This window comes from Candidatus Methylomirabilota bacterium, from assembly GCA_003104975.1.
In the GTDB taxonomy this organism is placed as follows: Bacteria; Methylomirabilota; Methylomirabilia; order Methylomirabilales; family Methylomirabilaceae; genus Methylomirabilis.
On the sequence record PQAM01000001.1, the window covers coordinates 91,857 to 113,049 of the forward strand.

The window sequence follows — 21,193 nt, forward strand, 5'->3', positions numbered from 1 at the left end:
ACGGTCTGTGGTTCAGTTTCGGTTACTGGGTATGTCGCGGCACGGGTCGGAAGGTTCATGGCTTGATCCGCTCTACGAACCGGATGAGGTCTGAGCGCGATCGTAAGGTGTCGAGGACCTTTTCCAGGTCGCCCGCCGAAGATCCAACCTCGACAATATAGAACCCGGCTGCCGACGGCCCGTCGATGATCCGGCCGCCGATGGCCTGAAGGAGGGCGCGAACCGCGTGTTCAGGGGCGCGCTCCTGGAAGGCCACGCGAAACCGTAGCCTGGCTGCCGCTCCGGAGGGCTTCATCGTCGGCCCGCTGAGCGTCCCAAACTGCTCCTGGCGTCCCTGGACGCGGAGACTGAGAAGGCCTACGATGGCTGCCAGTTGGAGGACGATCACGGCGGTGGCAAGGATGGGCGCCCATCGGGGGGCAAACAGCGCATGCAGCCGGGCGATGAGGCGTTCGCCCAAGCCAGGTTCAATTGAAGCCTTGACGTTTTGTGTGGACTGCGCTGTGGAATCCGTCGCCTCGATGCGGGCCACGACCCTTGCGAACAGGTCGGCGGAGGGCGTGGGGGCGGTCGCGTGAGACGCCTGTATCCACCCTTTGAGCTGTCTCAGCTCCTTCAGCTCTTGCCGGCAGGCCGCGCAGTGACTCACGTGATCTTTGACCTGGCGCTGCTCCCCCTCCGCCAAAGTCCCGTTCAGATACCAGGGCAGGAGCAGGGCGATCTCATGATCCATCCCCTCTTTCAGCTCAGACTCACCCATCCTGTTCCCCTTTAACGCCGAGCTGCGCTAATCTGCGCTTCAGTTGTTGCTTGGCGTAGAATACCCTGGTCTTTACGGTATTGACGGGACAGCCCACCAGTTCCGCGATCTCCTGGTAATGCAGCTCGTGATAGAAGGCGAGCTCCAGCACCTCCCGGTGCTCCACCGACAGGGTCTGGAGCGCCTTCTGGACCAGTTCGATCTGTTCACCTTTATGCACCTGCTCCAACGGACCGTCCTCGAACGTCTGGATCTCCGGAACCTCATCCCCAATCGAATCGGACGAAGGGGGGCGTGCGCGCAGGGCACTCAGGGCCTTATACCGGGCAATCCCGAGGAGCCAGGTCGAGACCCTCGAGTCCCCGCGAAACCGAGCAGCCCCACGCCACACCTCGAGCATCGTTTCACACATTAACTCCTCGGCGACGGCCGGCATTCTCACAAGACTGAGAAGATACCCATACACCCTTCGCTCGTACCGCCGGTATAGAAGATCAAACGCCTCTCGGCTTCCCGCCGCGATGTGGGCCAGGATGGCGCCTTCGTCCTTCTTATCCATATGTAGCGGGATCACGCAAAAAGGTTCACTACACTCCTCGCTACGGCTCATCTGCAAACCAAGGAAGATCCAACAAATCGGCAGACTGCGCGGCACGCATCGACCCGGCCGCTACCGTACAGGCGATCCTTGCCGGCGGCCCCAAGGTCCTCAGCGGTCTCTTCAAGGACGCGCTGCACCTCTTCCGGAGAGAGGCGCGGTGAGACCTGAAGCAGCAAGGCTACCACCCCGCTCACGTGGGCGGCCGCCAGCGAGGTGCCTGAGTGCACACCGAACTGCGCTCCTGGCATCGTGGTCATCACCTCTACGCCAGGCGCCGCCAGATCGATGAAATCACCCCTGGTCGCCTGAGGATACAACCCGTCTCTTGCATTGACGGCGGTCACGGCGATCACGGTGGGGAGGGCGGCGGGGTACGGTGCGCGTCCGGTTGGCCCGGCGTTTCCGGCGGCGGCGACGACGACAGTCCCAAGCTTCGCCGCACGATCGACCAGTCGAGGCAACAGCAGATCTGCCGGGCCGCCCAGGCTGAGGTTGATGACCCTGGCATCATTCATCAGGGCATCATCGATCCCTCTGGCGATGCCTTCGGAGGTGCACACCCCTTCCGGACGATCTTTCGCTGCCGCTCGACAGGCGCGGACCGCCAGGAGCCCCACCTCGGGCGCGACACCGTAAATCCCGATCGCATTGTCGGCCCTCGCGGCGATCACGCCGGCAACCAGCGTCCCATGTGTCTCTTCCTCGATAAACTCCTCTCCCGGGACGAAGTTGACCCGCCTGACAATCCGATCGCGCAGATCGGGGTGTCGCGCGTCGATTCCGGTATCGACGACCGCGACACGAATCCCTCGACCGGTGGCGCGACCGTGGACCTGATCGGCGCGAATGGCCCGAGGCCCGTACTGCAGCGAGGCCAGCGGATCGGTGTGGACCGCCGCCGTTGGGCTCAGGTAGTTGGGCTGGGCAAAGAGCACGCGAGGATCGGCCTGCAGGGCAAAGATCAGGCTGCCCACGCTCCCCGGGCCGCTGATCTCAAAGACGACGATCGCGACGTCGATCGATTTCAGCTCAAAGGTGCGGAGCGGATGGACGGCATAACGCCGCGCCAGGTCATTGACAATTTTGACCACGACATCGGTCGGGCCCGCCTTCAGAGCGGCCAGGACCTGTCGGGGCACGAAGGTCCCTATGGGCGGGTCAGGGCTCCACGTGAATATGCGGCTCGAGCTGGCCGCCACAATGTTACCGTCAACATCAAGCCCATTGACCTGCCATCGGTAGCGTTTGCCGATCACGAGGTTCCGCTCATAGACGGGCGGCATACTGTAGCGCGTCTCTTTAACCAGGGCGGAGAAGAGAGGCGTATCCGCCTCCTCTTCACTGACATCGAGCCGGTACTGCGCCACTTCGGCCACCCCCTTCCATTCGAAGGCTGCGCCCGGTTGTGGCAGTCGGGCCTTGTCGGCCGGCGCGATCAGTTCGATGGCCTCGGCTGCCTTGGAGGCGGCAGTGACAAAGTAGGTGATGGGGGGGATCTCAAAGGTGGCGGGTGGACTCGTGATCCGGAAGGTAACCTGATGCGGCCCAGGCTCGAAGGTGGGCAGCGGCGGGACATCCGGCGTGGTGAGCGTGACCAGGTCGCCGAACGTCAGAAACTTCCTGATGATCGTCAGCGTCCGACCGTCCACCTCCCATGCGGCCTCCAGCAGTCCCGACCCATTGAACTCGACGAAGGCGATCGCCTTCAGGTGCTCGAAGTTTTTGGGCACGGTAATCTCGCCACGGCCGTTGTCAAACCGCAGCTCGACGCGGCGGAGCGAGAAGGGCCCGGCCGCCGAAGAGACCACCCGCATCGGGACGGTTGCCGTGACAGCGGTGTTGCCGCCGGAAAAGAGACGCTGAAAAGTGAAAGTCGGCGACCCGCCGCGAAGCGACCGTTCCGCGACTACTTGCGGGACAGTGAGGGTCTCCGTCACGACCCCGCGACCACCAACGATGGTCACGGACAGTCCGCCACCGCCTGTTCCGAGCGTCCCGCCACTGTCGGCAACAAATGTTCCCAATGGTGAGGTCAGCGTGAAGGTGGTTTGAATGTTCGCGGTGAAGGTGTAGGTGATCGCGATAGGAACCGACTGGATAAGGCTCACCTGGGCCGGCGAGGGGCTGGTGTTCACAGAAACCGCCACTGAGAAGGGCGATAGGGGGTTGATGGTTTCGACAGCGCTCGCGCTGCCGGTGCAGCTCGACGTGCCGGTTGCGGTGGCCGTGAAAGTCCCCGCGCTGCTGTAGGTATGACTGGTCGTCAACGGGAATGATCCGCTCAGAGTGGTCGAGGTCGCGTCGCCGAAGGTGAGCGTCAGACTGCCGCAGGCGCCGGTGCCGGAGACGGTGAAGGCGACCGGCTGGCCAACCAGGGTGGAAGCAGGGGTGGCACTGAGCGAGGTGATGGTGCCAGGGGCCGCCGTCACGGTCACCACCGTGCTGGCCGAGCCGGTGCAGCTCGACGTGCCGGTTGCGGTGGCCGTGAAAGTCCCCGCGCTGCTGTAGGTGTGGCTGGCCGTCAGCGGGAATGATCCGCTCAGAGTGGTCGAGGTCGCGTCGCCGAAGGTGAGCGTGAGGCTGCCGCAGGCCCCGGTGCCGTTGACGGTGAAAGTGACCGGCTGGCCGACTACGACGGTCGAGGGGATAGCGGAAAGCGACGTGACCGCGCCAGGCAAGCTGACGACGATCGTCGGCCCAACGGCAGTGGCAGGCGTACAGAAGGCGGCTGAGCCACCAGCGGCGCTAGCGATTATACTGAAGCTTCCGGCGGCAAGATACGCATGGCTCACGGTCGTCGTAGTGTTTGACGGGACGGTTGTCGATGTGGCGTCGCCGAAATTGACCGTAATGAGTCCCGCACTACAGCCGGAGGAGCTGACCGTGACAGAGACTGGTTGCCCCACGACGACAGACATTGGCGACGCCGTCACCGACAGCGCCGCCCAGGCAGGGCTCGACATCGCCAGCGAAGCCAACACCATAAGCATGAGGATTGTGGCTCGGCGTCTCATCTTAGTGCCACCTTTCGGAGTTACGGTGACGTATTATTTCGAACCAACTTTTCCATCCCCTCTCCCCACTGCGGGAGAGGGTTAGGGTGAGGGGGACGGCTCGGCACCATCGCCTCTTTACACCCTCACCCCCACCCTCTCCCATCCAGGGAGAGGGGGCAGGAATGAACGTCACCCTATTTATGGTCATAAGCACTTAGTACCCCCCAGGCCTAAACCCGAAGGCCGTCTGGACATCCGGGAGGCGGCCCACGCTCTTCGGTCCGAAGAGATCGCCCCAGACTGGCGGCAAGAGCGGGAGAGGGGCAAGTAGGTCGATGATCACGAACACCCCCCACTGCTCCTGGCTGTTCAAGGCGTTGATCTGGTCGTCGAATCGGTTGTAATCGAACCGCAGCGAGACGGTCTGCTTCCCGTAGTTGAGGAGGAACTGCTCCAGACTCAGTGAGAGGCGGAAGATACCCGTAAATGAATTCGTCCGGGTCGAATCGTCATCGGCTACCGTCCGCGTAAATGAGGCCTGCGTATCGAAGGTCAGCAGGTCGGGAATCAGCGCGACATTGGCCGTGAGCGTCGGCAGGTAGGTACTGATCGTGACATCGGCCACGCGATCGCGGCTTCGCGTAAAGCCGAACGACGGCGCAAGGTTCAGTCTCTGCGTCGGCCTGTACGACAGCCCCGTCGTGGCGTTCCAGGTAGTCGTGTCCGGGGGAGAGATCCCATTATGGTTGTCCTGGATGGAGTAGCTCCCGTTCAGATTGGCGCTCCATGTGGGCTGGCTATAGGCGAGCCCCGCGCCGAACAGATCGGTGATGGTGTCGAGCCTGTCGAAGCCCACCGGCTCTCGCGTGCTCGCCTGCTCAGACCGGTTGTAGTTGAGGCCCAGGGAGGGGTAGTCTGGAACCTGAAGACCCCAAGAAGCGCTATAAGCCCGCTGCCTGATGCGGGGCAGGAGCGGATCGTCACGAACGTTGTCGTGAGCTTGGGAGAAGCCGACAGTGTACAGGGTTGGCCCCCACTGGGTATTGGCCGACACGGTGACCCCCTCCCGGTCGCGGACAAAAAACGGATTGGCAATGCTCTGAAAGTTCAGCCCGATCCGCTGGTATTCGGCGCCGAGGTTGAGTCGTTCCCACAGGGTGCCATCCACTCTTACCCGCACCCCCGAATCGCCCCGCCGTCCGAACTCGTCGGCCGTGTTGGCATCGAAGCGGCTGAACGCTACCTCGCCCTCGCCACGTAGCTTTTGTCCGAAAAGGCTCGAACTGGCCAGTACGCTCAGCAGATCACCGCGCTGGCCGCCTTCGGCCGAGCCGGTGTTAAATGCCTGGGGCGCGGCGTTCTCGCCGTCCAGCAGCGTTACCTTCATACGGAGCGCCTTCTCAGGCAGCAGGTCCCGAGCTAACGACAGACCTTGGACCCGCCGGTCGGGATCGCCGATTCCCAGACCATGGTCGAACCCGACGATCGCGTTGCTCCGAACCTGGAACAAGTGAAACTCAGCCCCCAACAGCTCCATCGACAGCAGGCCGCCCCGTCTTGGAAACGTTGAACCCGTGGACAGAAAGCTCTCCGCCACCTGGACGTCCCCCAACTGAAGCTTGTGAGGGTCTTTACTAAGGGTGAACAGGAAGTCGGCCAGGTCGAAGTTATTCCGCGGCGTCTGACCGGGACCAGGAGGACCGGGTCCCTCCGCGTCGATGTAGCGGAGGTTACCGTCCAAGGTCGCAACGACACCACGCTCGGAGGCCCGGCCCGCGATCTTGACATTGCCGGAAAGATTCCAGTGCGGATCCGTTCCCTGAACCCGTCTGACCGCCTGCTCATAGGTCAGGGAGCCCTCCACATCCAGGCTCCCCTCCTCCAGCGCCGAGTAGTCCCGAACAGTAAATGACCACTGGATCGGCTCGCCCTCCCCAGAGGTTGGGTCCGGGAAGGTGAGAGTTACCATGTGCGGGCCGGGCGCCAGGCCCGACGCCGGCCGATAAGTGAGCCGGCCCGGCCGACGCGCCACCTGGCTCGTGACATCCATCCCATCGACGGCGATCACCGCCGCGTCTTGTGTAGGCAGATCAGGCGGAAGGGTAACCTCGATGAGGGGACGACGACCGATGACGACTGAATCGGGAGCGGGAGAGAAACGCAGTTTGTCTACCGGCGGACGCAATGGAGCTGATACAGTTGGAGAATCCGCTGAGGGTAATTGCAGGACAGGGTTGGACGACTGGCCTAATGCCGCTGGGGCGGTCTCACGAGATGAGAGAGAGAGAGAGAGAGAGACGACTCAGGTTCAGAGGGTGCGGTCGAGGGCGTCTGGGCAAGCACCAAGGGTGACCGCAACACACAGGCGGCGATAGCAACCATGATCCAACCCTTCGATAGTCCGGCCATAGTCCTCTAAAGTTTACCAGGCCGTATGCCCCTGCACCCTGGCGTACGACCGGATTCCCAATGGCAAGGAAACAAATTGCTCCTTTAAATCACATTTCCCGGCCTATGACAAGTTCAAATCAGGAATACAAACAAAAAGTCAGGCTTCGTTGTACGTGCTACCCCACGCCCGTTTGCCTACCCTGGCTCAAGCGTCCCCACCACACTGCGCTGATTGTGGCACACGCCGCTCCTACGTCAATACGCCATGTGACGTATGTTGAGCAGTCAGGGAGGCTGGGGACGAAAGCGCTTGTGTTCCCATGGACACGCTGGCTGATGCGGGCGAGCACCGCTGCTTCACCCTGTCTGTCGGACAGGACGGCGTGAAGGTTCAATCGCGCAAAGCAGAGCATCCTGCTGCTCTCCGAATATGCCACCGCTTGCCTCGAACTCGTGCTCCTCGATTCGGTCCGGTTTCTGGATCTTTCAGGCGTCATAATGGTGCACGCGGGGTGCCACCACGCCGCGCGCTTAGAACGGCTGAGCTCGGACTGCTGTAAGTGTGCTCCCAGTAAGGGCTTGGGGACCGACTCGTCACCCGCGACAGGGAGCGTGCCACCTTTACGCTCGGTATTGAGACAGATACAAGGGGGTATCCTTCCAGATATAAGCGCGGTAACGCGCCGCGGCGCTTGATTGGACGCAAGAATCGTGAGATGCTTCGTCAGTGAACCTTGGCAAGTGCAGACGAGGGGCGCGGCAAGCAGCGCCCCTACGTTGTACAGAAGGCTGCCCTATCTTCAACGTCTGGTACTGACAACTATACACGGACGGCACAAGCGCTAGACCGTTTATCATTCCGGGCTTGACCCCGGATCAGGTTCGGGGCAGGCTCCGGAATCCAGTACCTTGCTGGATTCCCGCTTTCGCGGGAATGACGGCTATTGTTGCGGTTTATGACGCTACATAGGGATGATGTCGCGAATTCGTGGGTCGGTAATCCTCCTCATCGTTGCTCTCGTCGTCCTGCTGCTGGGGGGTGGCGGCCTGCTGTACCTCAAGACGCGGATGGCTGCAGAACAGCTCCGCCAGTTTGCAGAGCGGACGCTCACCCGTCATCTGGACCTTCCCGTACGGATCGAAAGCGCATCGCCAGCACTTCTCAGAGGTAGCGTAGAACTCCGCGAGATCACGGTCGGTGATCTGTCTGCTGAAACCCCGGCACAGGCAGGGCGGAACATCGATCTGCCGATCCTCACGATCGAGCGGGCTTTTGTGACGTTCCGGCTGACTACCCTCCTGCGTGGTGGGCTCCAGGTAGGCTCGCTGACCGTCCAAGGTCCCCGACTGCAGATAACCGATAGTCCTAGATCGTCATCGACCCTTGCACAGTTGGTCTCCGGTCTCAGCAAGATCTCAGATGAAAGGGGGACAGAAGGGTTCCCGGTCTTTCTGGAGCAGGGCGCTATCGCTTATCAGAGCACCATACCCCTGCGCAACCTTCAGATCGATGGTCTCCGTGGCCGGCTCGACTGGCCCTCTCCCGCTCAGGCGGTGGCCGCAATAGCCACCGACGACATGGCGGTCCGTTTCGGAACTTACAACGTGCAAAAGATCAGACTGCAAGCACGCGCGCACCTGACCCGCGACGATCTGCAGGTGGAGCGGCTCAGTCTGGCGAAGGATGGCTCATCGCTCACGGTGACGGGCATCGTCCGCACAGGTGCTGGTCGTCCGCAGGTAGAATTGAACGTCGCAGGACAGCTTGACCCCGGGGCGCTCGCGTCGCGACTTGGCGGCACGGCCCCTTGGCGTAAAGATCTTACCGTCAAGGGGAAGATCGTTGCCGAGACAACTCTTCAAGCGTTCAAGACAAGCCTTCTGCTTGAGGACGACAGCGGACGCCTTGTGGGACAGACGGATACGATGGTTCAGAACGGGCTGCTTACAGTGAAACGTCTGTCGCTCCACCACAACGCGAGTCGACTGACGGCAGATGGAACCGTGGATCTGAAGACGATGACGGCCGATCTCAACCTCGGCCTTCAAGGTCTACTTGAGGACGCGGTCCGGTGGTTCCGAACGGACGCACCTGTCGCTGGACCGATCGTTGCCAAGTTCCGGTTTACCGGGCTCGCGTCAAACCTGAATGGAGCGGGTGATATCGACATGCAGCAGGTGCGGATCGGAACCGAACGAATCGACGCACTCGACGCTAGGCTGAACCTCACAGCGACTGAACTCGCGATCCCCTCGCTCACGGGGCGCTATCATGGAATCCCCTTTAAGGCTTCCGGTACTATAGCGGTCGGCGGGGGCTATCGGTTTGCCATACTCCCGACAAAGGTGGACGTCGCCTCGATCCGGGCCTTGGCCGAACGAGGCGGCAGAGGTGGGCTCGTCATATCGCTCTCAGGTGCCGCGCAGTGGCCAGATCGTCGCGTCGAAGGCGAACTCGCGATCAAGGATCTGGTCTTTCATGATATGAAAGTCGGTAACGGACGGATTCGCTTCTGGCTTGAAGACAACCGATGGCGCTGGGAGCTTACCGATAGCCGGACACTCCGCGCGACAGGTGTCGCACCCGCAATGCTGAGTGGTCCGATGGAGGCTGAGATTTCGGCAACCGACCTGAATCTGGAACCGCTGCTTCAGGTACTGCACGCGCGGCTACGTTTTCCTCTCACGGCGCGCGTCGACGGCCGCGCCCGGCTCCTCGGAACATTACCGGGACTCGGTGACCTGACAGGCCGGATCGAACTTACCACTATTCGAGGAATGGCGGGCTCAACGCCGTTCGGCCTACGGCAGCCGACGCATGCTGTTCTGGAGCCTGACGCACTCCGCATCGATTCGTTAGAGTTAATCGGCTCGGGCCTCTCTGTAACGATGACGGGGAGTCTTAGGCCGGGCGGCCGGCTCGACCTTTCCCTCTTCGGCCATGTCCCTTTCGACATCATCAGGCCATGGATACCTGCAGTCAATGATCTGCAAGGCGCGCCACGACTGCAGCTCTCGCTGACTGGTGAGCCTGGTGCGTTCCGAGCAACGGGGCGCGCCGAGCTCACCCACGTTCAGGTCAAGCCGAAGATCATTCCGATCTGGATCTCCGTGGAGACCGGCGAGGTAACATTCGAGAATGATCGTGTCCGTTACATCGTTGCAGAGGGGACGTCGGCTGCAGGCCGACTGAAGGGGGAAGGAACGGCGCAGCGCGAAGGAGGATCGTGGCATCACACGCTGGAGTTCAACGTGGATCGCGCCTCCCTCGATTTGATCAATGATCAACTGCTGCCCGAGCGACGCTGGGTTTCCGGTACCGTATCCACGCGTGCCGCCCTAGCGTTCGACACCACTCCGAACCGCCCTACCATTCCCACGCTGCAGGGTCAGATCTCAACGCGGCTCCAGGACGGCAGCCTCTCTCACTATCCCGCCCTGGTGCGGCTCACTGGCCTGCTTGGGGCGCCGGCCCAGCCGTACCGCCTGCCCGACCTTACCAGGGAACGGATGCCCTACCGCCGGATCAGCGCAGACATTACGGTCAAGGACGGCGTACTGCACACAACCAATCTTCTACTTGACAGCGAGGTCATGCGGCTGACGGCGGTGGGTCAGATGACGCTGGCCGACCAGCGTGTCGATTTGGACCTGGCGGTCAGGCCGCTTCAGGTCCTGGAACAGGGGATCCGGCGAATCCCGCTGCTGGGCCGGCTGTTACCCAAGAAACAGAGCCTCGCCGTCACCTACTTCGACATGAAAGGCCCCTGGGACGACCCGAGCATCTCCATTGCCCCGGTCGAGTCACTGACTCACACAGTACGCGACCTCCTCCTCCTGCTCCTACAGGCCCCGAAGCGCGTCATCCTCCCCGACCGCTGACCTTCGCCATCTCGCCGAAACGTTATCCAAATTCATTCACACTGTATCTGCTTGTGCATCAGCGACGGCCACCCTACTTCCCCCATGGCCTCTTGCCCCACAAATCCTAACTACGCACCAACGCAGAAGCCGACGCCTCACTCTCTAATGCAGCAAAGGAGCCTCACCGATTGGCAGGATTCGTGCTCATCACTAGTCAGTAGGGAGTAGCTGAGCCCCGTGCGTTACGCGGGTCCTGCCGATCAGGACCAGTGATAGCGCTGGCAAAACGAAAGGAGGGTGAGATGAGCATGAAGCGACACGCCCTGCGCACAGTCTATGCGGGAATCCTTATCTTGACGGTTGCGGGGTGCGCCACAACTCAGCAGGCTCGACCAAACGGCCAAATCGACACAGAGGCATACTGCCCGAGCTCCACGAAGGTACGGCTACGCGAATATTTCGGTCTCCCGTTACGGTTCCAAAAGGACATGATCGCGTATTGCGCCAGTGGCAATCTTCTCGGCTGTTTCGAAATCCCCTTCGCGCTCCCCGTTGGCGCGTATTTTACAGTCTTCATGGCGCCGGTGGCGGTCCCTTTAATTGCCTGGAATTCCAACGAATGCTCGCAAACGCCCGCGACCCCGACCAAGGCATCCGGCTCCGACGCACACCAGACAGGCATCGAAGCACCTCGGGAAGAGGAGCCGCCCTCTGACGAGCCGCGCTAATCAGGAAGACGCCGCTGGGTGATCTATCGGTTACCTGAGCAGGGAGGGATGAGTAATGTCTATCGCCAGGATCGCCGCACTGGTGGTTGCCGGTATGCTTCTGTCGTCGTGCAGCATCATCATGGCCGCTACCCAGCCCGGGCGCAAGGATCTCGCGGTGCTGACCGAGGGGACGCCACGGCTTCACGTCGGAGCCGTTCTTGGAAAGCCTGCCTGGAGCGGCAAAGACGTTCATGGATCCGAGGTCGATGTGTTCCAATTCGTCCAGGGCTACTCAGGAGGCGTCAAGGCTGCCAGGGCCACGTGGCACCTCGCTGCTGATTTCTTCAGCATAGGATTGTGGGAACTCATCGGCACCCCGATCGAGTCGGCATACAGCGGAACCAAGATGAATGCCGTCGTTACCTATGACGCGCAGCAAACGGTCAAATCGGCCAGGCTGCAGGATGCGGAAGGTAGTCCGATTCCCTTGGAAAAGAAGCAAGAAGAATAAGCAGGAGGCGAGCGCCATGCGAAGGTTAACATATCTTCTACTCATCGTTTGTACCGCAACGGCTATTCAAGGGTGTATCGGCGTTACCCGTACGAAGTTCAGCCAAGCAACGGTACCTGATGGCGCTGCAAAAATCAGCGACGCGGGTGTTCTTGACCTGGGCGAGCTGGATCTCGCAGTGAAAGCTCGCAACTACCGCACTGGTCTCGTACTTTTTGGCCCGGTAGTGCCCATTATCCCGCTCCCGATCGACATCACCTCGGTGGCCGATAACCCTCACAACTTCTTCATAGTTGAGCTCTATCTCAATCCGGAAAAGAAACGTTGCCCAACTAGAGGTCTAGGGATCCCCAGAAAGGATCGGGACAATAATTGCGATCGAACACGTGACGCCCTTCGCACCGTCTGCCCTGAGTGCCTGTTTGAGGATCCTGTCTTCTCCTTCGATCCTGCAAGTGTCACGCTTCGCACTGATGATGGGAAAAGCTATAGCCCCGTGGGATACCTTGGTCCATCTCGGCCGCCCTACGAAGTCTGGAGGTACTATATCGCTTGGTATTGTGGTAATGACTGGCCGAGCGATGAGGGGTCTTTTCAAAAGCCTACGGGCCCTATTGACTTCTCACGTAGGAGCTGTTTCGCGCTGAAGTTCGACATGAATCCACCTCCGCCCGACCAGGGTTTCGTCTTGTCAATTGATGGAATTAAGAAGGCGGGCGCCGACTTCCCGGTTCCGCCCATCCACTTCGAAATGGGAACACGCTGGGAGTCAGAGAGTGTGCCATGAGCCAAATTGGCCGCAGTCGGTGGAAGAAGGAAAGAGCTATGCGATATCTTGGACGTTTCATCACCTTACTTCTCACCGTAGTTGCGGTGGGCTGCGCGACGACGGGACCTGAGATAGCCAAGCCGATTCCGCTCGCTGTAAAAGATGTCGCGTGGTTGCGGGACCAGCCCGAAATTGTGGTCATACACCATCAGACGCCGACGCCTTTCCGGGTCTGGATGGGCGACGCGGGGGCCTATTTTCTGGAGGGATTTGGCGCCCAGACCGTTCTGTTTGCGCCCTACTTCAGCGAAAAGGCCAATGAGCGTCTCCAGGCGAAAGCACTGCGGGAAGGAGAACAGATCAGGACAAAGTATTCCATTGTCGACCCTGTACTTGCAGTCAAAGCGCGATTCGTGGATGCACTAAGCACGAAGCTGGAGCTCGGCAATCTTCGCCCTATCAGCGAGCCTGTCACCGTGAACGAGCCGTACCAGTTCGCCGAGTCCTTTGGCTCGGTCGTGGCGTTCGATTTTCTCACCGCTTCATGGGATTTAGATCGCCTCCCCTCATTATTTTCAGCAGACCGGTACCGTCTCAGATATGCGGTTCAAGTCAGGCTTCTGCGGTTGAAGGCTTCGAAGTATCACGGTGCGCCGCAAAGCCCGGAGGTTGCCCGGCTTCTGCGGTCGGAGGATTCGAAGATTCTGTGGCAGGGCACGTGCCACTCCATTGGAGGCGGTGTTCCGTGGGTAATCAAGGAAAACCCCACACTGTTATTCGGCCCAAAACAGTTTGTCGGCGAGCAATCGTATACCCTAGACGAGTGGACCGCACACGACGCGGCGCTCTTGAAGGGAAGGTTACAGGACGCGGCGAATGCCTGCGCTGAAGCGCTACTCGCAGAGTTTTCCAATTGATTGGAAAGTCCCTCCTCACCCTCGCCCTCTCCTCCAAAGGAGGCGAGGGGCATAAGGCGTCGACTTTCATACTCATGGGCGCGCTATCAGCGCATGCGGTATTGCTCTGCAGAGCCCAACGATTTAACCACGGTACATAATAGCTGACATATTGTGAGGTTGTGTGATAGCCTTGCGGGCATGAACAGCACGTCTTCCAGTACCCCCTTTCATGCCCCTGATACTCCGGCCGTGTTGCTGGAAATTGCCCGGGCGGTCTCCTCCACGCTCGATCTCACAAAACTGCTGAAGATCGTCGCCCAGCGCACTGCGGCGGCATGCGGAGCCGATGTCTGTTCAATCTTTCTTTGCGATGCGTCAGGTGAGCGAGTAGTTCCGATGATGTCTCAGGCTGCCTCAGGGGAACGACTTGACGACCTTTGGGAACAGTTTAAACAGATGGGGAGTCAGAGAGGGGAACAGATTCCGGCAATCATTGCCACGATCGAACGACGCGAGCCCATTGTCCTGGAGGACCCGACAACCAGCGGCTTGCTGCCGACCCGATGGATCGAGATATTCCGACTGAAGGCACTCCTGTCCGTCCCGCTCATCCGCCAAGACAGGGTAATCGGCGTGCTCGTTCTGCACCAGATGGTCGATGGCAAACCGTTTACCGATGCCCAGACGCTCCTGGCCAGCGCTATCGCCAGTCAGGTGTCACTCGCCATCGAAAACGCTCGACTGTTTCAGGCCACCCAGGAGCGGCTGCGTGAATGCGAGACGCTGCTCGCCGTCAGTCGATCCCTCAGCTCGACACTGGATCTGAAAGAGACGCTTCTACACGTAGCAAAAGAGGCGGCGCTCGCAGCGGAGGCCGACAGCTCCGGGGCCTACCTCCTCGATCCCGAGCAAGGGGTCATTCGTCCCTTTGCCGGCTACAACCTCCCGGAATGGGTGTCGGAACCCTTCCAGCGGAGTCCTCTTTCTCTGCGGGCGTTGCCGCTTGTCCAGGAGGCATTCGATCGGCGGGAGCCCGTCTACTCCATCGATGTACCTACCGACCCACGCTGCGCGCATCCGGCTATCCAACGTCTCGGGTTCCGATCCTGCCTTTTCGCGCCCATGGTTGCTCAAGAGAAGCTCATTGGGGGGCTGTTCCTCATCTGGTGGGAAAAATCTTACACCTGTACACCGGAGCAGCTCTGCCTTATGGATGGTGTGGCGAGGCAAGCCGCCATGGCCATCGACAACGCCTCCGCCTATCACGAGATCGAAGCGCTGAATATCAGCTTGGAGGACAAGATCGCGAAAAGGACCAGCGAGCTGTCGGAAGTCAACGCCGCCCTGGAGTCGTCACATCGGAGGTTGCAGGAGCTCGATCGGACGAAATCTGATTTTCTGCTTAATGTCTCGCACGAACTTCGCACCCCGCTAACCGCTATTACGGGCTTTGTCGACAACATGCTGGAGGAAATCACGGGGCCGCTCAGCGAGCCGCAACAATGGTACCTGCGGCGCGTGAAGGCCAATACTGATCAGCTTGTTCGGCTTATTAACGATCTGCTTGACCTGGCGCGAATCGAAGAAGGCCGCGTCCGAGTTACCCCCACCTTCTTTTCCGCCTCAGGGCTCGCCAGCGAACTGCTGGAAACCCTTCGACTGATGGCGACAGAAAAGGGTCTGCGACTCCAACTTACCGAAACGGCAGATCCGTTGATCGTCTATGCAGACCGCGATAGGGTGGGCCAGGTACTGATGAACCTCCTTGGGAATGCGATCAAGTTCACACCGTCCGGCGGGGAGATCACCGTCACAGCCCGGACCGGCGTAAGGCGTGAAGCGGAAGGCGTGAGGGGTGACGTAACCTCTCCTCACGCCTTACCCCTTACGCCTGACTTTATAGAAGTTGCCGTAACCGACACCGGCGAAGGGATTCCAGCGAAAGAGTTGCCCCATATCTTCGATAAGTTCTACCAAGTCCAGTATAGAGCACAGGCGAAAGCGAAGGGGACAGGCCTGGGCCTTGCCATCGCCAAGAGCTTGGTGGAACTGCAGGGGGGCCGCATCTGGGCTACGAGCGAAATCGGCCGCGGAAGCACATTTGCCTTTACCCTGCCCCAACGGCCTCTGGTGGAGAGTTGCAACGCCACCGCTCCAAGTAACGCGGAGAACCTATCATGAGCGCCCAGCACAGCAAGATCTTGATCGTGGACGACGACCCCGACATTCGGGAGGTGATGCGTGATCGCCTGAAGGCGATGGGGTTCGAGGTCGTGGAGGCGTCAGACGGTGAGCAAGCGCTGAGGCGACTGCGAGAGGACTCGCCGACGATCACCCTCCTTGATCTCATGATGCCCAAGAAAAGCGGTTTAGAGGTACTGAAGGCAATTCGCGATGAGGGGCTGGAGACGACCACTATCGTCATGACAGCCTATGGCACCATTGAAAAAGCGGTTGAGGCGATGCGCGTCGGCGCCTACGACTTCCTGACCAAGCCGTTCAGTCCCGGACATCTGGAAGTGGTCATTGGGAAGGCGTTAGAACGGGAGGGGCTGAAGCGGGAAAACCTCTTACTGGCCGGTGAAGTCAGGGGACCGGGCCAGCCGATCATCGGACACAGTGAAAAGATTCAGAACGCCATTGAGGTGGCCAGGCGGGCGGCGGCCAGCAGTTCGACGATCCTCCTGCTTGGGGAGACCGGAAGCGGAAAAGAGATATTCGCGAGGGCCATTCACCAATGGAGTCCAAGGCGGGATAAACCTTTTGTGGTCGTCAATTGCGTGGCATTATCTGAGGAGTTGCTGGAAAGCGAGCTGTTCGGACACGAGCGCGGGGCCTTTACGGGCGCCCATCAGCGCAAGTGCGGAAAGTTAGAGTTGGCGGATGGGGGCACCGCATTCCTCGATGAGATCGGCGACTTGAAGCCACGCCTCCAGGCGAAGCTGCTTCGCGTTCTTCAAGAGCACGAGTTTGAGCGGGTCGGCGGGACGAAGCCGATCCGGGTCGATCTTCGTTTCGTAGCCGCCACCAATCGACGCCTGGATAAAGCGATCCGTGAGGGATTGTTCCGAGAGGACCTGTTCTTCCGACTCAATGTTGTCTCCGTCTCGCTTCCACCGCTCCGAGAGCGCCCAGAGGATATTGTTCCCTTGACCAATCACTTCCTGGCCCGATACAGCACCAATCTGGGAAAGCGGATCAAGGAGATTACGCCTGATGCGTGGGAGTTGCTCACACGGTACCATTGGCCCGGCAATGTGCGGGAGTTGGCGAACTTCATCGAGCGGGCCGCTGTCCTGAGTGTCCACGATCGGATCACGTCAGATGACCTCCCGTTGACTGTCCTCGCCGGCACGCCGGAGTCGCCCGCTGGAGACATGCCTCGCGGGTTCCATGAGGCTGTTGTCGCGTACAAGCGACAGGTCATTCGGGAAGCCCTACACCGCTCAGGAGGCAATCAATCGAAGGCCGCGACCTCCCTGGGGCTTCAGCGGACCTACCTCACCCGTCTGATCAAGGAACTACAGATACGCGAGAAGAGCTGATCCTCTTTTTTTCTTGACATATTAGTCTAATGTATAATATTAAAGTTGAGAGGAGAAAAACCAGGGAGACCCGATGACACTCACCGACCGGCAGCGGCAGATCCTGAACTTCATCGCCGACTACAAGGCTCGGCACGGCGCCCCTCCGACGCAGCGCGAGATCGCCCGGCACGTGAAGATCTATATCCGGGGCGTCCAGTATCATCTCGAGCGGCTGGAGCGGGCCGGCCACCTGACGCGTACGCCCAAGCGGGCTCGGGCCATCGACCTGCGCCGGGAGCAACGCGCCGCCCTCACTCCCCTGCTTGGCCGGGTGACGGCCGGCAAACCGGTCCTGTCCGACGAGCATGTCGAGGTGAGCTACCCGCTTCCGCGGGAATGGACCGGCAGCGGCAAGACCTTTCTCTTGAAGGTGCAGGGCGACAGCATGCGCGAGGCCCGCATCTTCGACGGCGATCTCGTGCTCGTGACGGCGCAGCCGCAGGCCCACCCTGGCGAGATCGTGGTGGCGATGGTCGAGGACGAGGTCACAGTCAAGCGCTTCCAGCTTGATGGTGCAACGGTGATCCTCAAGCCGGAGAATGAGGCGTTCACGCCGATCAGGATCGAGAACGGGGAGCGCGTCAAGATTTTGGGAAAGGTCATCGGGGTCTTCCGAAAGCTGTAAGCCGAGCATATGAATGAAATAGCCATGCGTAGCACACAGATTTACCATACATTTCAAGAGTTTTACCCATTTTATCTCAGCGAACACTCCAACCGCACCTGCCGACTGTTGCACTTCATCGGCACCACGATCGTGGTCGCACTGCTGCTTACCGCCGCGATCACGCAAACGTGGTGGCTGGTTCCAATGGCATTGGTGCAAGCCTACACCTTAGCATGGATCGGCCATTTCTTCTTTGAACACAACAAGCCGGCCACGTTCACATATCCATGGCTCAGCTTCCTCGGCGACTGGCGCATGTGGTGGGAGATCCTCACCAACAAAATTCAGATCTAAGCGCGAGACGCATGCGAGCAGGCTCAGGACAGGACAGGGCAACCGTGACGTGAATGCGCAATTAATTGGGCACCAAAATTCCATCAATCGGAGCATAGATGAAACTTAACGAACTTATAACTACCATCGTTGGATGTCTCTATTAGCCGGTTTGGAAAGTGCCATGGAGGATCCACAAATGGGTACATGGCCAAAGATTGTGGAATCGTTTCCTCTAACAGTCAGTCAGGTCTTCCAGCAGTACACGGTGATGCCTTCCGATGCTTTAGACGTCTTTTATCACTATACGACACATGCGGGATTGGAAGGGATTCTTGGGAGTGGTGGGTTTCAGGCGACATACCGGATGAGAATGAACGACGCCGGAGAATTTGACTACGCAAGAAATGTGATCTACAAAGCACTGAACGAAGTCGGCAGACGTCGTGACCTTCCAAACGTTGCCCAGAGCCTGGCGACGTACACCCGTAAAAACCTGGACAAATTCCTCGATGACACAACTGAACTGAGTAGTGCATATTGCGCTTGCCTCACAATCAGCTCCGACCACCCGGAACAATGGGAGACCTACGCTAAATTTGGGACGGGCTTTGCAATCGGCTTTAACCTGTCTCTATTGCTGAAGATGCAGGTTCCTGCAGTTCAGAGGGGAGAACCCTTTATCTTCTGCGCACCGGTGACCTACAACCAACGCGACCAATGTGATCTTGTATGGCGTTTAGTAAAAGCTGGTATCTGCGACTTGAAGACTTTCGCTGCTACATGTTCGCAACAGTCCGAGCATCTTACCGCACTTCGTGACCGAATAACACGGGAGATTGTCGTCCACTTGCTCACACTTATCGACTTTATAAAGGCACCAACTTACGACAGTGAACGAGAGATTCGGTTGATCCTGGACCCGAACGATGGCATATTAAAGGCTTCCAATATCCAGTATTATGGGCGCGACAACGAATCCATACCTTTCATTTTCATGGATCTTCGCAATCCAATGACGCGACGGCTCCCTTTGGTGGAAATCAAGGTTGGTCCAAGAGCATCGTTTTCCGCCGAAAAAGCTTTTCTCGAAGGTCTGCTCAATGAGCTTGGCTACGGCAGCACCTGTGGGGACTGTCCTCGGATCACCCAATCTGCTTTGAAGAGCAGAAACTAACGGATTTTGTCGACGGAGAATCAAGCGTTGAAACGGGACTGGAACTCCTAATGACCAAGAAGCGCGTCGATGAGGCGAGAATGTTGTCAAAGGATGAGGAATATTTCCAGTTGATAGCAAAGGCCATACAGGTTTGCGCTACCTATAAGCCGAAGTTCGGCAAGGGTAAAAAGGCGGGGTTAACGCTTGGGCAGTTTCAGCAGATGTACAGGGCCGATCCGTTCTACAACTGGGTCGGACTGGACTCTCCTCTCATGTATGCCGCTCACAAGGGGGCTGGCGGCATGACCTCAATCTATCGTCAGTTGGGTATCGGTTGTCAATGGTTATTCCACCAGCTTCTCCAGGATCAGTTGGGCTTATCGTCGGAGCAGGCAAGCTGGCAGTATCAAGTGCCCGTGCCAGGCAAGCAGCCCCGGACGCTCAGTCTGGATGGAAGGATAACTCTCGGCGACATCGCCACAGTCGGCGCAAAGGCTCGCGTGGAACAATGGCTCCAAGCCACCTACGAGAAAGTTCTCCTCACCTCTGAACTCCGCCCGCAGATCCGAGGCGCTGTATTCGAGGTGAGACAAGGCTATAAGAGCAAGGACTCCAAACGGCAGAATGCAGACATCAGCAATGCCTCCAACGCCTACGCCAACCTCTACATCCCAGTCCTGCTACTACTCTCAACGCAGATCGACAACGACGTAGCCATTCGTTACTCACAAGCACGGTGGCTGCTGCTGACTGGCACTGTAGGTGACTCCAGCACAGAAAGTCCTACGCATTCTGTCGCGATGTGTTGGGGTATGACTTGGCCGGTTTCTTCGAGAAGAACTCTGCTCGGTTCAGAAAGGAACTGGAAAGGGTTCTCACCGTATTGTTGAGGGCGAAGTAACGTGAACGGCGCGGCGAACATGAGGAGGCATGACTATCTGACGTTCAAAGGAAATCTGCGGCACACCCGTTATGGGTGGCTGCGGCTGACCCCCGCCTACTCGGTCCACCAAGTGGAAGCCCTACTGGATTCACATGATAGGCAAGCCATTGTCCTCGATCCCTTTTGCGGGACAGGAACCACGGCACTCGTGTGTGCAGAGCAAGGCATTGCCTGCGATACTCTCGACATTAACCCGTTCCTCGTCTGGCTTACGATAGTCAAAACAAGACCTTACGACGCAGCGGATATAAATTCCTTCATGGCGGCCAGCCGCCAGGTGGCGGAGGCGATCCGGTCCACTAACGGTCAGCCAATCTGGGTGCCCCCATTACATCAGATCGAAAAGTGGTGGGATGCGTCTACTCTGACAGCCTTAGGTCATGCGATTGCCAAGATCAATAGCTTTGAGAACCTCGTGTCACCCAATGCGTGCGATCTCCTCAAGGTTGCTTTCTGCCGAACAATGATGGATCACGCTCATGTCAGCTTTGGGCACCAGTCAATGTCCTTCAAGAAGCAGCCGAACCCGAAGGTAGTCGCCCTGCCTGGCTTCGAAGGTAACCCTGTCGTAGCAACGTGGGAGCAGGCCGTCTCGACAATTGCTTTGGGAGCTCGGAGCCCCATTGCCATACAACCACGCGTGTTGCTCCTTGACGCCCGGAACCTTGAGACCGGATTAAAGGCCGACTACTATACCTGCGTTATCACGTCACCCCCATACCCGAACCGTATGAGTTATATCCGAGAGCTTCGTCCGTACATGTACTGGCTCGGTTTCCTGAATGGCGGTCGTGCAGCAGGTGAACTTGATTGGCGAGCCATCGGCGGAACCTGGGGATGCGCTACAAGCAACTTAAGTAAGTGGCAGCCAGACTCTGATGTGGAAATCCCCCATGAAAAGTTTCCGGCTATCCTACAGCGGATCGCCGCTAAGAGTGATATCCTTGCCCGCTATGTCCATAAATACTTCATCGATATGGTCCAGCACTGCCGAGGGTTGTTTCGTCTCATGAGGCCGGGCAGCGCTATTCACTACATTATTGGGAATTCCAAGTTCTATGAC

14 protein-coding genes and 2 pseudogenes are annotated in these 21,193 nt (G+C 59.0%); 12 read left to right on the forward strand and 4 right to left on the reverse strand.

Annotated features, from left to right (window positions below):
• Nucleotides 1–55: 55 nt before the first annotated feature.
• From C3F12_00475 to C3F12_00490, 4 genes are all read right to left on the reverse strand, one after another.
• Nucleotides 56–760: a hypothetical protein gene (locus C3F12_00475; GenBank protein PWB49009.1), complete on the reverse strand. Its 705-nt coding sequence runs from the start codon at nt 758–760 to the stop codon at nt 56–58.
• Nucleotides 753–1,370 carry an RNA polymerase subunit sigma gene (locus C3F12_00480; protein ID PWB49010.1) on the reverse strand — a complete coding sequence of 206 codons (618 nt, stop codon included), beginning with the start codon at nt 1,368–1,370 and terminating at the stop codon, nt 753–755. The genes C3F12_00475 and C3F12_00480 overlap by 8 nt, the downstream gene beginning before the upstream one ends.
• Nucleotides 1,367–4,375 (reverse strand): hypothetical protein, encoded by a 3,009-nt coding sequence (locus C3F12_00485; GenBank protein ID PWB49011.1) that lies wholly within the window; start codon nt 4,373–4,375, stop codon nt 1,367–1,369. The genes C3F12_00480 and C3F12_00485 overlap by 4 nt, the downstream gene beginning before the upstream one ends.
• Before the next feature lie 196 nt (nt 4,376–4,571).
• On the reverse strand, nt 4,572–6,542 hold the full coding sequence (locus C3F12_00490; GenBank protein PWB49012.1) for a hypothetical protein: 1,971 nt from the start codon (nt 6,540–6,542) through the stop codon (nt 4,572–4,574).
• A 1,178-nt stretch (nt 6,543–7,720) separates the two neighbouring features.
• On the opposite strand from C3F12_00490, the gene C3F12_00495 reads away from it, so the two are divergent.
• The 12 genes and pseudogenes from C3F12_00495 (at nt 7,721) to C3F12_00550 (ending at nt 21,001) form a co-directional block, all read left to right on the forward strand.
• Nucleotides 7,721–10,630 (forward strand): hypothetical protein, encoded by a 2,910-nt coding sequence (locus tag C3F12_00495; GenBank protein PWB49013.1) that lies wholly within the window; start codon nt 7,721–7,723, stop codon nt 10,628–10,630.
• A 284-nt stretch (nt 10,631–10,914) separates the two neighbouring features.
• A complete protein-coding gene (locus tag C3F12_00500; protein ID PWB49014.1) occupies nt 10,915–11,340 on the forward strand; it encodes a hypothetical protein in 426 nt (141 codons plus the stop codon).
• Nucleotides 11,341–11,395: 55 nt separating this feature from the next.
• Nucleotides 11,396–11,833: a hypothetical protein gene (locus tag C3F12_00505; protein PWB49015.1), complete on the forward strand. Its 438-nt coding sequence runs from the start codon at nt 11,396–11,398 to the stop codon at nt 11,831–11,833.
• A 16-nt stretch (nt 11,834–11,849) separates the two neighbouring features.
• Nucleotides 11,850–12,620 (forward strand): hypothetical protein, encoded by a 771-nt coding sequence (locus C3F12_00510; GenBank protein ID PWB49016.1) that lies wholly within the window; start codon nt 11,850–11,852, stop codon nt 12,618–12,620.
• A gap of 38 nt (nt 12,621–12,658) precedes the next feature.
• Entirely contained in the window at nt 12,659–13,519 is an 861-nt protein-coding gene (locus C3F12_00515) for a hypothetical protein (GenBank protein PWB49017.1), read from the forward strand.
• A gap of 180 nt (nt 13,520–13,699) precedes the next feature.
• Nucleotides 13,700–15,682, forward strand: a complete 1,983-nt coding sequence (locus C3F12_00520) for a hypothetical protein (GenBank protein PWB49018.1) — start codon at nt 13,700–13,702, stop codon at nt 15,680–15,682.
• Nucleotides 15,679–17,046, forward strand: a complete 1,368-nt coding sequence (locus tag C3F12_00525; protein PWB49019.1) for a Fis family transcriptional regulator — start codon at nt 15,679–15,681, stop codon at nt 17,044–17,046. The genes C3F12_00520 and C3F12_00525 overlap by 4 nt, the downstream gene beginning before the upstream one ends.
• A 73-nt stretch (nt 17,047–17,119) precedes the next feature.
• Nucleotides 17,120–17,713, forward strand: coding sequence for a repressor LexA (locus C3F12_00530; protein PWB49020.1), 594 nt, complete (start codon nt 17,120–17,122; stop codon nt 17,711–17,713).
• A 24-nt stretch (nt 17,714–17,737) separates the two neighbouring features.
• The gene (locus C3F12_00535) at nt 17,738–18,049 is read left to right on the forward strand and encodes a DUF962 domain-containing protein (GenBank protein ID PWB49021.1); all 312 of its coding nucleotides are present in this window, start codon (nt 17,738–17,740) and stop codon (nt 18,047–18,049) included.
• Between the two features lie 178 nt (nt 18,050–18,227).
• On the forward strand, nt 18,228–19,205 hold the full coding sequence (locus C3F12_00540; GenBank protein PWB49022.1) for a hypothetical protein: 978 nt from the start codon (nt 18,228–18,230) through the stop codon (nt 19,203–19,205).
• Between the two features lie 80 nt (nt 19,206–19,285).
• Nucleotides 19,286–20,088, forward strand: a pseudogene (locus C3F12_00545) (hypothetical protein).
• A gap of 19 nt (nt 20,089–20,107) precedes the next feature.
• Nucleotides 20,108–21,001, forward strand: a pseudogene (locus C3F12_00550) (SAM-dependent methyltransferase).
• The last annotated feature ends 192 nt before the right edge of the window (nt 21,002–21,193 follow it).